Source organism: Bradyrhizobium sp. LeoB3, assembly GCF_055456055.1.
In genome coordinates this window covers 89,847-102,271 of the sequence record NZ_JBVBEF010000010.1, presented here as the reverse complement: position 1 = coordinate 102,271, position 12,425 = coordinate 89,847, and the positions used below count along the sequence as shown (strand labels likewise).

Below are 12,425 nucleotides of genomic sequence, written 5' to 3'. Positions count from 1 at the left end.
GGTCCCGCATGTCTGTTCTGATCCAGTTCGTCATCGGCCTTACATTCGGACTCGGGCTCTTGGTCTCCGGCATGTCCAATCCGGCGAAGGTCCTGAACTTCCTCGACCTCGCGGCGATTCGCACGGGATCGTGGGATCCCAGTCTCGCGTTCGTGATGCTGGGTGCCGTCATCATCACGTTTATCGGCTTCAGGGTTGTGCTGAAGTGGCCGCGACCGGTTCTTGCGGGTGCATTCCATCTGCCGACCAAAACCGATTTCGATTTGCGCGTGATCGTCGGACCTGCGATTTTCGGGGCAGGCTGGGGTATCGCCGGTTTCTGTCCCGGTCCCGCCTTCGTGGCGCTTGGTTATGGATCGTCGGCGTCGATCCAGTTCATGATTGCCATGCTGGTCGGAATGGCCGGCGCCCGCGCGCTCGCCGACCGGCAGCCGGCGCTTGCCGGATCACTTTACGAGTAGAGGAGCAGCCCATGTCCGACATTCCTCACACCGTCGACCTCTCCGTGAAGCCCGAGGTCACCGCATTCTTCGATCCGGCGACCAACACCGTCAGCTACGTGGTCAAGGACCCCACATCGAAGGCCTGCGCCGTGATCGATTCCGTGATGGACATCGATTACGCGGCCGGCCGCATCGCCTACCAATCCGCCGACAAGATCATCGATTTCATCACGAAGCACCGCCTCAAGCTGGAATGGCTGATCGAGACCCATGTTCATGCCGACCATTTGTCGGGCGCGCCCTACATCCAGAGCAGGCTCGGCGGCAAGATCGGCATCGGCGAGAAGATCACGGTCGTGCAGGAGACGTTCGGCAAGATCTTCAACGAGGGCACCGAATTCCAGCGCGACGGCAGCCAGTTCGACCGCCTGTTCAAGGACGGCGACACCTACCAGATCGGCGCGATGAAGGCCTTCGCGCTCTATACGCCCGGCCATACGCCCGCCTGCATGACGCATGTGATCGGTGACGCGGCCTTCGTCGGCGACACCTTGTTCATGCCGGACGGCGGCTCGGCGCGCGCGGATTTCCCGGGCGGCAACGCCCGCGATCTCTACCGCTCGATCCACCGGATTCTGTCGCTGCCGAACGAGACCCGCTTGTTCATGTGCCACGATTACGGCCCGAACGGGCGCGAGATCCGCTGGGAGACGACGGTGGCCGAGCAGCATGCCCACAACATCCACGTCCATGACGGCATCACGGAGGACGAATTCGTCGCCACGCGCGAAGCGCGCGACAAGACGCTGCAGATGCCGAAGTTGATCATCCCCTCGCTGCAGATCAACATGAAGGGCGGCAAGCTTCCGGCGCCGGACGCCGACGGCAAGCAATATCTGAAGGTGCCAATTAACCTGTTATAGGCTCAAACGGCGGCCAGGTAGCCCGCTGCCGTTCCGCACTCTTCGTCGCCGTTGCCCACCGTCTTTGGTGCTACGCCGCATTACTGCCTTCCTGGCGGCTGGCCTCGAACAGGAACCAGGTGCGCCGCTCGGTCTCGTCGATGAAGGTCTCGAGGATGCTTGCGGTCGCAGCGTCGCCGTGCTCGTCGGCGAGGTTGCGCGCCTTCCGCATTGCGGCCGCGACGTGCTTGTTGTCTTCCATCAATTCGCGCAGCATCTCGCGCGGAGGCACGTAATCCTCGTTGTTGTCCTTGATGGTCTGCAATTTGCTGACCTGGCTGATCGATTTCAGCGTGGTCCCGCCGATCTTGCGCACCCGCTCGGCCAGTTGATCGGTGGTGGCGAAGATTGCGTCCGACTGCTCGTCCAGCATCAGGTGGTAATCGTGGAAATGCCGGCCACTGACATGCCAGTGGAAATTCTTGGTCTTCAGGTAGAGTGCGAAGGCATCCGCGAGCAGCGTATTGAGCGCCGCCGAGACCTTCGTGACCGCCTCGTTGGGCAGGTCGGTCGGGGTATCGAGGTCGGGGGAGATTTTGTCGGATTTTGGATCAGGCTTGGCTTTGCTCACGTTGAACCTTCCTGTTAGGACACCGGACACCGGCGGCCCGAACTCCTGGTCGCCGGCCCCTCTAACGCATCATACGGATGCCGGTTCCTATGCCGGAACCCCAAGTTTTTGCCGGGCCCACTGCCGATGGATGAATGGATCGATTATTACGATTCCACGCATACGATTTATGTCAGCAAGCTGCATCGCGACCTGCATTTCCGGATCGTTGCGCGGGATATCATTGCCTATATCTCCTCGCCCGACGCCGTCGTGCTCGACTATGCCTGCGGCGAAGCGCTGTCCGCAGCAGAGGTCGCGGATGCCTGCGCCACGCTCTATCTCGCGGAGCCCGCGCCCGGCGTGCGCGGACGCCTGATCGCGCGCTTTGCGCCCAACACCAAGATCCGGGTGCGCTCGCTGGATGAGGTGGGGCAGATGGCCGAAGGCTCTGTCGATCTGGTCATCATGAATTCGGTCGCGCAATATATGACGGCGGAGGAACTGGACGCCTCATTCGCCGTCATTCGCCGCCTGCTCAAACCCTCCGGGCGCCTCATACTCGGCGATGTCCTGCGACCCGAAGTCGGCATGGGGAGGGACGTTCTCGCGCTGTTGGGTTTCGGCGCCCGCCACGGCTTCCTCAAGGATGCCCTGCTCGGGCTGATCAGCACGGCGCTGTCGGACTATCGGCAATTGCGCACGCGGATCGGCCTTCAGCGTTACGGCGAGGAGCAAATGCTGAAGAAGCTCGCGGCCGCCGGCTTCAAAGCTTCCCGCGCCCCCCGCAATATCGGCCACAATCCATGGCGGATGACGTTCGTCGCGCATCGTCCCGACGCGTGATCGTGCAACGCAACCGTTAGGGTTAATCCGGGGTAAGGATGGCTAGCGCCTGCGAAATGGGCAATGATCGCCTCGGCCCGGTGGCGGAACGCGTCGACGCGGGAGCAGTGCATTGCTCTTTATCCTGGTTCAAATCCAGGCCGGGCCTCCAACCTTCGCCGCTTTGCGGTTTCCGCTCGCGAGCCAGTCAGCTCGCAGCCACCACTTCGCATTCAGGAAATTGTAGCCGGTCGGCATCCCGCGCGGCCGAGGCGAGGATCACATCGAGCAAACCGGGAAAGCGCGCGTCGAGATCCGCGCGGCGCAGCCTCATATAGCGCGTGGTCCCGGCGATGCGGGTCTGCACCAGCCCCGCCTCGCGCAATTTCGCAAAGTGATAGGCGAGGTTCGACTTGCCGCTGAAGGCGTTGAAGTCGCCGCAGCGCAGCTCCGTGCTCGCGGAATCATATTTCGCCAGATTGTAGACGATCGCGAGCCGCGTCGGATCGCTCAGGCAGTCCAACACCATCGGCAATTCAAGTTGGTCCCGCGTGGGGTGTAAGGGCGTTCGGCTCATGACCCAAACATAACCACGCGGGTTTGCTGTCGCAATGTTCAATTGTCATTGAACCAATTGACATTCGTCACCGCTCGCTCGATAGTTCAATAAACCTTGAACATCGGGGACCATCATGAGCGTGTTCTGGCTGGCACTTGCCGCCTTTGCGATCGGCACTGAAGCCTTTGTGATTGCTGGTCTTTTGCCAGGGATCGCCAGCGACGTTCAGATCTCGGTCGCGGCCGCCGGCCAACTGGTGACGGCCTATGCCCTTGCCTACGCGATCGGCTCACCGATCCTGGCCGTCGCCTTCAACAATTTCGACCGCCGGAACGTACTTGCGCTGGCGCTTTCCTGCTTCATCGCGGGCAATCTGGTGGCCGTATTCGCTCCCGGGTTTCCGCTACTGCTGGCCTCGCGCGTGCTGATGGCGCTTGGCGCCGGCCTGTGCATGCCAACGGCGCTCGGCGTTGCGGTTGCCGTTGCCTCGCCCGAACGGCGTGCCCGGGCGGTTGCGCTGGTCACCTCAGGCATCACGGTCGCAACCGTGGTCGGTGTTCCCCTGGGCACCCTGATCGGGCATCAGTTCGGCTGGCGCGCGACCTTTGTCATGGTGGCGATCCTTGGCGCCATCGCACTGGCTGGCCTGCTGTTCGGCTTGCCGCGTGGCCTGCCGAGCAGCACCGCAACGCTCGGCGAGCGGCTCGCGGTGGCGCGGCACGGCGCCGTGCTCCATGCGCTCGGCACCACCGTGCTGTGGGCGCTCGGCGGCTTCACCGTCTTCACCTATCTCTCGGTCCCACTGCAAAAGCTCGGCTTCGACGCCTCGGATATCAGCCTGACGCTGCTGGTGTTCGGCTCGGCCGCCGCGATCGGCAACATGCTCGGCGGCACGCTGGCGGATCGATTTGGCACAACGCCAACCTCGGCGCTCGGACTTGCCGGCATGTCGATGGCGCTGATTCTGCTGTCGGTCACGCTGAAGACCGCCGCTCCCGAAGCGGCGCGCTACATCGTGCTTCTGCTCGTATTTTGCTGGGCGATCTCGGGATGGGCGTTCTATCCCGCCCAGATCGCCAGCATCATCCGGATCGAGCCGCAGGCCGCGATGATCGCGGTCTCGCTGAACGCCTCCAGCATGTATCTCGGTTTCGCCCTCGGCGGGGCGGCCGGGGGCGCGGTGCTCTCGGCGCTCGGGCCGACCGACCTCGGCTGGGTCGGCGGTGCCAGCGTCGCTGCGGCACTTGCCGTGCTGTGGCGACGCGCCCGGCAGGAACGGCTGAGACTCTACAAAATTGCCGGTTGACGGCGACTTTTTCGGGGTTTCGCAGGCCAAAAATCTGGTCTAAAGACCACCCGCGCGCGAGGGCATCCCTCACGCTGTGGCGATAGGGACGCGCGGTAGCGCGCCCTTTTTTTGTGCCCGAAAATTCCTGTTCCGCGAGAGCCGATGCCCAAACGAACCGACATCTCCACCATCCTGATCATCGGCGCCGGTCCCATCGTGATCGGCCAGGCCTGCGAATTCGATTATTCCGGCACCCAGGCGGTGAAGACGCTGAAGGAAGAGGGCTACCGCATCGTCCTAGTCAACTCCAATCCGGCGACGATCATGACCGATCCGGAGCTCGCGGACGCCACCTATATCGAGCCGATCACGCCCGAAATCGTCGCCAAGATCATCGAGAAGGAGCGCAACGTCATTCCCGGCGGCTTTGCGCTGCTGCCGACCATGGGCGGCCAGACCGCGCTGAACTGCGCGCTGTCGCTGCGCAAACAGGGCACGCTGGAGAAATTCGACGTCGAGATGATCGGCGCCACGGCCGACGCCATCGACAAGGCCGAGGACCGCGGCCGCTTCCGCGAGGCAATGACCAAGATCGGGCTGGAGACGCCGCGCTCGACCCAGACCAAGACCCTGCCCGACGCGCTGCGCGCGCTCGACCATATCGGCTTGCCCGCCATCATCCGCCCGTCCTTCACCATGGGCGGCACCGGCGGCGGCATCGCCTATACCAAGGCGGAATTCATCGAGATCGTCGAGCGCGGCATCGACGCCTCCCCCACCGACGAAGTCCTGATCGAGGAAAGCGTCCTCGGCTGGAAGGAATTCGAGATGGAGGTGGTGCGCGACAAGAAAGACAACTGCATCATCATCTGCTCGATCGAGAACCTCGATCCGATGGGCGTGCACACCGGCGATTCCATCACGGTGGCGCCGGCGCTGACGCTGACCGACAAGGAATACCAGGTCATGCGCGACGCCTCGCTGGCGGTGCTGCGCGAGATCGGGGTGGAGACCGGCGGCTCCAACGTGCAGTTCGGCGTCAACCCCGCCGACGGCCGCATGGTCGTGATCGAGATGAACCCGCGCGTCTCGCGCTCCTCCGCGCTCGCCTCGAAGGCGACGGGCTTCCCGATCGCGAAGGTCGCAGCCAAGCTCGCGGTCGGCTACACCCTCGACGAGATCGCCAACGACATCACCGGCGGTGCGACGCCGGCATCGTTCGAGCCGACGATCGACTATGTCGTGACCAAGATCCCGCGCTTCGCGTTCGAGAAGTTTCCGGGCGCCTCCACCACGCTGACCACCTCGATGAAATCCGTCGGCGAAGTGATGGCGATCGGCCGCACCTTCCAGGAGAGCCTGCAGAAGGCGCTGCGCGGACTGGAGACCGGGCTGACCGGCCTCGACGAGATCGAGATCGAGGGCCTCGGTCAGAGCGACGACAAGAATGCGATCCGCGCCGCACTCGGCACGCCGACGCCGAACCGCTTGCTGCAAGTGGCGCAGGCGATGCGGCTCGGCTGGTCGAATGAGGAGATCTTCAATTCCTGCAAGATCGACCCCTGGTTCCTCACCGAGCTGCGGGGCATCGTCGAGATGGAAGCCAAGGTCCGCGCCCACGGCCTGCCGCCGAACGGCTACGGCATGCGCATGCTGAAGGCGATGGGCTTTTCGGATGCGCGGCTCGCCGTGCTGGCCGACACCACGGAAGGTGAGATCACTGCCAAGCGCCACGCGCTCGGCGTCCGCCCCGTATTCAAGCGCATCGACACCTGCGCCGCCGAATTCGCCTCGCCCACGGCCTATATGTACTCGACCTACGAGGCCCCGTTCGCAGGTCTCGCTGCCGATGAGAGCGCGCCGTCGGACAAGAAAAAGGTCGTCATCCTCGGCGGCGGCCCGAACCGCATCGGCCAGGGCATCGAGTTCGACTATTGCTGCTGCCATGCCTGCTTCGCGCTCGACGATGCCGGTTATGAGACCATCATGGTCAACTGCAATCCGGAGACGGTGTCGACCGACTACGACACCGCCGACCGGCTCTATTTCGAGCCGCTCACCGCTGAGGACGTGCTCGAGATCATCGCGACCGAACGCAAGAACGGCACGCTGCACGGCGTTATCGTGCAGTTCGGCGGCCAGACCCCGCTGAAGCTCGCGCGCGCGCTCGAGGCCGCGGAGGTGCCGATCCTCGGCACCTCGCCCGATGCGATCGATCTCGCCGAGGACCGCGACCGCTTCAAGCGCGTGCTCGACAAGCTCCGCCTGAAGCAGCCGAAGAACGGTATCGCCTATTCGGTCGAGCAGGCGCGCCTGGTGTCCGCCGATCTCGGCATGCCGCTCGTGGTGCGCCCATCCTACGTGCTCGGCGGCCGCGCGATGCAGATCATCCGCGACGAGAACCAGCTCGCCGACTACCTGCTCGGGACGCTGCCCGAGCTGGTGCCGGGCGATGTCAAGGCGCGCTACCCGAACGACAAGACCGGGCAGATCAACACCGTACTCGGCAAGAACCCGCTGCTGTTCGACCGCTATCTCTCCGATGCGACCGAGGTCGATGTCGACTGCCTCTGCGACGGCAAGGACGTCTTCATCGTCGGCATCATGGAGCATATCGAGGAGGCCGGCATCCACTCTGGCGATTCCGCCTGCTCGCTGCCGCCGCATTCGCTCGATGCCAAGACGATCGAGGAGCTCGAGCGGCAGACCCGCGAGCTTGCGCTCGGCCTCGACGTAGTCGGGCTGATGAACGTGCAATATGCGATCAAGAATGGCGATATCTATGTGCTAGAGGTCAATCCGCGCGCCTCGCGCACGGTGCCGTTCGTCGCCAAGGTGATCGGCACGCCGGTCGCGAAGATCGCGGCGCGCATCATGGCCGGCGAGAAGCTCGCCGACTTCAATCTCAAGAAGAAGAAGCTCGAGCATGTCGGCGTGAAGGAATCGGTGTTTCCGTTCGCGCGCTTCCCCGGCGTCGACACCGTGCTCGGGCCGGAGATGCGCTCGACCGGCGAGGTCATGGGCATCGACCGCTCCTTCGAAGTCGCCTTCGCCAAGAGCCAGCTTGGCGGCGGCACGCGCGTACCGCGCAAAGGCACGGTGTTCGTGTCGGTGCGCGAGACCGACAAGAACCGCATCACCGATGCGGTCAGCCTGCTGCATGGGCTCGGCTTCAAGGTGATGGCGACGTCGGGCACCCAGCGCTTCCTCACCGACAAGGGTGTGCCGGCAGAAAAGGTAAACAAGGTGCTGGAGGGGCGGCCGCACATTGTCGACGCCATCACCAATGGCGACGTCCAGTTGGTGTTCAATACCACCGAGGGTCCGCAGGCACTCGCCGACAGCCGTTCTCTGCGGCGCGCTGCCCTCTTGCATAAAGTGCCGTATTACACCACTCTTTCAGGCGCTGTAGCGGCGGCCCAGGGCATCCGTGCCTACCGGGACGGGGACCTTGAGGTCCGGACGCTGCAGAGTTACTTTTCCGAGAACTGACCGTCAGCCTCGGCCCAAGATCTGTTCCCAGGGCCCGCTAAACGGTTGGTAATGAAGCCGATACGGCTGGAACTCACCGCCCGTTTGGATGTGTCTCGGCCCCTCAGGGGCCGCGAATCACTAAGCGGGCGGGCTGGCGTTTTGAGCCGTGATGGCCGGAGTCTAGCGCAACCGAAGCAACGCCTGCCCGCGCTCCGCTGCGGTTCGCCCCGATTTGAAGGATGAGAGATGATGGAAAAGGTTCCGATGACCGCGACCGGATATGCGGCTCTCACGGACGAATTGAAGCACCGCCAGTCGGTGGATCGTCCGCGAATCATCGAGCATATCGCCGAGGCGCGATCACATGGCGACCTCTCGGAAAACGCGGAATATCATGCCGCGAAGGAAGAGCAGTCCCATAACGAGGGCCGCATTGCGGAGCTCGAGGACAAGCTCGCGCGCGCCGACGTCATCGACATCACCAAGCTCTCGGGCGACACCATCAAATTCGGCGCCACGGTTACGCTGATCGATGAGGATACCGAAAAGAAAGCGGTGTGGCAGATCGTCGGCGAGGTCGAGGCGGACGCCAAGAAAGGCCGCATCTCCATCACCTCGCCGCTTGCGCGCGCGCTGATCGGCAAGACCAAGGGTACGACCGTGGAAGTGATGGCGCCCGGCGGCGCCAAGGCCTACGAGATCACCAAGGTCGAGTGGCGCTAGATCTATTCCATTTCGCGCATTCAAAAGAGGCCGCGTTCTCCCGACGCGGCTTTTTTCTTGCTGTAGCCGGTGGAGCCAACGGGTCGCGCGAACGCGCGCCCCGTTCGCTCCGCCCGGCTACAGGTTACGGTTGATATTCCGTTAACGGGATTGTGAGTGGAACCGCTGTCGCATTTCCCTCGTCTGCGACACGTACACTTGATTATGCTTCATAACTATCGCGAGGGGACATTCCGGTAACGGCGCCGATTTTTTGGTTCGATACAAGGAACTGCGCGCGCAGTTCTGCGTATCGAGCTGACCGCCTGTGGACAGCGGCATTTCATCGCGAGACGACCATTCGCCGCGGACGATGCCCGCGGTCATGCACCAGAGGGGGTAGAACATATGGACCAGATTTTCTCGAAATGGCAGCCGCTCGCGCTCAGCCTGTTTCGCTTCATCACCGGGCTTCTGCTGTTTCAGTACGGCGTCGCCAAGATCTTCAAATTTCCGGTCATCCCCTATTTCGCCGACATCCCGCCGCTGATCGTGGCCGCCGGCATGCTCGAGCTCGTGCTCGGCGCGCTCCTGATGGTTGGCCTGTTCACTCGGCTGTCCGCGTTCATCCTGTCGGGCGAGATGGCCTTCGCTTACTTCCTCGGGCACATGTTCAAGAACCCGTCCGCGCCGGTGTTTCTCCCGTTGCTCAACAACGGCACCGCAGCGATCCTGTTCTGCTTCGCCTGCCTTTATCTCGCAACCGCCGGCGGCGGCCCCATCAGCATCGACGCCGCAAGGAAGAAGTAGTCGTCGTCCCTCACCTCCCCTTGAAAAGGGGAGGTCGGTTTTGCGCGTGTCACGCGCAAAACCGGGTGGGGATCCTCTCTCCACGCACGCCAGCGCCCGTGGCGGACCCCCATCCCGACCTTCCCCCTTTCAGGGGGAAGGAGAAGAAACTCACCCCGCCGCTTTCACATCCAGCGGCACGGCGGCCTCGTATTTCGAATTATGCAGCACCAGCGATGTCCTGACATTGCGCACGTGAGGCGCGGCGGTGAGGTGGGTGACGAAGTTCTGGAACGTCGCCATGTCAGGGGCCACGCATTTCAGGATGAAATCCACCTCGCCCGACAGCATCCAGCACTCCCGCACCAAGGGCTCCTTGCGCACGAAATCCTCGAACGCGCGCAGATCCGCGTCCGCCTGGCTCGACAGGTGCACCGCGGCAAACACCGTCACATCGAAGCCGAGCCGCTGCGGGTCGAGCAATCCGCGATAGCCCAGGATATAGCCCGCTTCCTCCAGCGCCCTGACGCGGCGCAGGCAGGGCGGCGGCGAAATGCCGACGCGCTTGGCCAATTCCACATTTGTGATTCGGCCATCGGCCTGGATTTCGGCGAGAATCCGAAGGTCAATCTCGTCAAGATTCTTAGACACGCGGGTCTGGTTCCCAAGGGCTTGGAGGATTTGGTGGTTCTGACGGCAACTCTCATAACCCAGTCGGGTCGACAGCCGCAATTTTATTGCGCGTGCAGTGCGAGATTTGACGCGGCCCCGGGGAAAAACCGCTGATATGGATTGCAATTCTTGCATAGCTACCCAGATATATTAGAGTTGGGTTTGACTCTGGCGGCGCCGCCGCGATGCCTTTCCAGGCGCTTTCCGCACAAGTCCTGACAAAATCGCCCCTGAGAAGGGATTCGCTATGCCTGCTCCAATTCATGCCAAGGTCGTCATCATCGGGTCCGGTCCGGCCGGCTACACCGCGGCGATCTACGCGGCGCGGGCGATGCTGGAGCCGGTGCTGATCCAGGGCATCCAGCCGGGCGGGCAGCTCACCATCACCACCGATGTGGAGAACTATCCGGGCTTCGCCGACGTAATCCAGGGCCCCTGGCTCATGGAACAGATGGAGAAGCAGGCCGCGCATGTCGGCACCAAGCTCGTCACCGATCTCGTCACCAAACTTGACCTGTCGCAGCGGCCGTTCCGCCTGACCTGCGATAGCGGCGATGTCTATCTTGCCGAGACCGTCGTGCTCGCCACCGGCGCGCAGGCGCGCTGGCTCGGGCTGCCGTCGGAAGAGACGTACAAGGGCTTTGGCGTTTCGGCCTGTGCAACCTGCGATGGCTTCTTCTATCGCGGCAAGGAGGTCATCGTGGTCGGCGGCGGCAACACCGCGGTCGAGGAAGCGCTGTTCCTCACCAACTTCGCCTCGCAGGTCACCATCGTGCATCGCCGCGATCATTTCCGCGCCGAGCGCATCCTGCAGGACCGCCTGTTCAAGCATCCGAAGATCAAGGTGGTCTGGGACAGCGCCATTGACGAGATCCTCGGCGCTGAGAACCCGACCAAGGTCACCCATGTACGCTTGAAGAACGTCAAGACCGGCGCACTGACCGAAGTGCCGGCCGACGGCGTCTTCATCGCCATCGGTCATGCGCCTGCGACAGATCTCGTCAAAGGCCAGATCAAACTCAAACCCTCCGGCTATGTCGAGGTGGCGCCCAATTCGACTGCGACCTCCGTGCCCGGGCTGTTTGCCGCCGGCGACGTGGCGGACGAAACCTATCGCCAGGCGGTGACGGCCGCCGGCCTCGGCTGCATGGCAGCGCTTGAGGCTGAACGCTTCCTGGCTTTGCGCGCGAGCGATCGCGCGGCGGCGGAATGATCATGGCTAGAACACGCGATGGATTTACGGACATGGACTGGGACAAGCTGAAGGTGTTTCACGCGGCGGCGGAAGCGGGAAGCTTCACGCATGCCGGCGAGCAGCTTGGCCTCTCGCAGTCGGCGGTCTCCAGGCAAGTCAGCGCGCTGGAGCAGGAGCTTTCGGTCTCGCTGTTTCACCGCCACGCCCGCGGCCTGATCCTCACCGAGCAGGGCGACCTGTTGTTCCGCACCGCCCATGACGTCTTCATGCAGTTGCAGGCGGCGCGGGCAAAGCTCACCGACAGCCGGGAGCGGCCGAGCGGCGACCTCAAGATCACGACGCCGCCGGCGCTCGGCATCAACTGGCTGATCCCGCGGCTCGACGAATTCACTCAGCTCTATCCGGACATCCGGATCTCGCTGATCGTCACCGACGAGGATCTCGATCTCTCGATGCGCGAAGCCGATGTCGCGATCCGCACGCGCAAGCCGACGCAGCCCGACCTGATCCAGCGCAAGCTGTTCTCGATCGGCTTCCACGCCTATTGCTCGCCGGAATACATCAAGCGCTTCGGCACGCCGCGCACGCTCGACGATCTCGACTCGCACCGCATCATCATGCTCGGCGACTCCCAGGTCCCGACGCATCTGCAGAACCGCGCCTGGCTGATCGATGCCGGCCGCAACGGCTCGGGTCCGCGCGAACCCTACTTCAAGGTCAACAACATCCTGGGGTTGGTACGCGCCTGTCAGCAGGGTCTCGGCATCGCCGCGCTGCCGGATTACCTGGTCGAGGAAGATAGCCGTCTGGTGCAACTGTTCGGCGAGTCCGACTCGATCCAGCTCGACACCTACTTCGTCTATCCGGAAGAGTTGAAGACGGTGGCGCGCGTGCAGGTCTTCCGCGACTTCGTGGTCAGCAAGGCGCAGCGCTGGCCGTCGTAATCGGCCGTTTTCATTCGGCCAT

At 63.3% G+C, this 12,425-nt stretch carries 12 protein-coding genes and 1 tRNA gene; 10 read left to right on the top strand and 3 right to left on the bottom strand.

Translation table 11 applies throughout. From position 1 onward, the window contains the following. Positions 1-8 precede the first annotated feature (8 nt). On the top strand, positions 9-461 hold the full coding sequence (locus tag ACZXDY_RS10620; protein ID WP_464345436.1) for a DUF6691 family protein: 453 nt from the start codon (positions 9-11) through the stop codon (positions 459-461). 11 nt (positions 462-472) lie between these two features. After that, positions 473-1,366, top strand: coding sequence for an MBL fold metallo-hydrolase (locus tag ACZXDY_RS10615; protein ID WP_035690640.1), 894 nt, complete (start codon positions 473-475; stop codon positions 1,364-1,366). A 70-nt stretch (positions 1,367-1,436) separates the two neighbouring features. On the opposite strand, the gene ACZXDY_RS10610 is transcribed toward ACZXDY_RS10615, so the two are convergent. Then, positions 1,437-1,976, bottom strand: coding sequence for a Dps family protein (locus tag ACZXDY_RS10610; protein WP_028165388.1), 540 nt, complete (start codon positions 1,974-1,976; stop codon positions 1,437-1,439). 126 nt (positions 1,977-2,102) lie between these two features. Between ACZXDY_RS10610 and ACZXDY_RS10605 the strand changes: the two genes are divergently transcribed. Next, a complete protein-coding gene (locus tag ACZXDY_RS10605) occupies positions 2,103-2,801 on the top strand; it encodes a class I SAM-dependent methyltransferase (RefSeq protein ID WP_464345435.1) in 699 nt (232 codons plus the stop codon). Positions 2,802-2,875: 74 nt separating this feature from the next. Then, positions 2,876-2,952: transfer RNA gene (locus ACZXDY_RS10600), tRNA-Ala, on the top strand. 36 nt (positions 2,953-2,988) lie between these two features. Here ACZXDY_RS10600 and ACZXDY_RS10595 read toward each other — a convergent pair. Further along, complete coding sequence (locus tag ACZXDY_RS10595; protein ID WP_028165390.1) at positions 2,989-3,357, bottom strand: ArsR/SmtB family transcription factor; 369 nt, start codon at positions 3,355-3,357, stop codon at positions 2,989-2,991. 115 nt (positions 3,358-3,472) lie between these two features. Here ACZXDY_RS10595 and ACZXDY_RS10590 point away from each other — a divergent pair, with 115 nt between their 5' ends. From ACZXDY_RS10590 to ACZXDY_RS10575, 4 genes are all read left to right on the top strand, one after another. Next, a complete protein-coding gene (locus tag ACZXDY_RS10590; RefSeq protein ID WP_464345434.1) occupies positions 3,473-4,645 on the top strand; it encodes an MFS transporter in 1,173 nt (390 codons plus the stop codon). A gap of 144 nt (positions 4,646-4,789) precedes the next feature. Beyond that, a complete protein-coding gene (carB, locus tag ACZXDY_RS10585; protein ID WP_208828914.1) occupies positions 4,790-8,119 on the top strand; it encodes a carbamoyl-phosphate synthase large subunit in 3,330 nt (1,109 codons plus the stop codon). A gap of 231 nt (positions 8,120-8,350) precedes the next feature. After that, positions 8,351-8,824: a transcription elongation factor GreA gene (gene greA, locus ACZXDY_RS10580; protein ID WP_130226034.1), complete on the top strand. Its 474-nt coding sequence runs from the start codon at positions 8,351-8,353 to the stop codon at positions 8,822-8,824. A gap of 387 nt (positions 8,825-9,211) precedes the next feature. Continuing rightward, a complete protein-coding gene (locus tag ACZXDY_RS10575; protein ID WP_028165394.1) occupies positions 9,212-9,613 on the top strand; it encodes a DoxX family protein in 402 nt (133 codons plus the stop codon). A gap of 150 nt (positions 9,614-9,763) precedes the next feature. On the opposite strand, the gene ACZXDY_RS10570 is transcribed toward ACZXDY_RS10575, so the two are convergent. Then, the gene (locus ACZXDY_RS10570; protein WP_028165395.1) at positions 9,764-10,243 is read right to left on the bottom strand and encodes an Lrp/AsnC family transcriptional regulator; all 480 of its coding nucleotides are present in this window, start codon (positions 10,241-10,243) and stop codon (positions 9,764-9,766) included. A 268-nt stretch (positions 10,244-10,511) separates the two neighbouring features. On the opposite strand from ACZXDY_RS10570, the gene trxB reads away from it, so the two are divergent. Then, complete coding sequence (trxB, locus tag ACZXDY_RS10565) at positions 10,512-11,477, top strand: thioredoxin-disulfide reductase (RefSeq protein ID WP_028165396.1); 966 nt, start codon at positions 10,512-10,514, stop codon at positions 11,475-11,477. 2 nt (positions 11,478-11,479) lie between these two features. Further along, a complete protein-coding gene (locus tag ACZXDY_RS10560; protein WP_028165397.1) occupies positions 11,480-12,403 on the top strand; it encodes a LysR family transcriptional regulator in 924 nt (307 codons plus the stop codon). Positions 12,404-12,425: the final 22 nt, after the last annotated feature.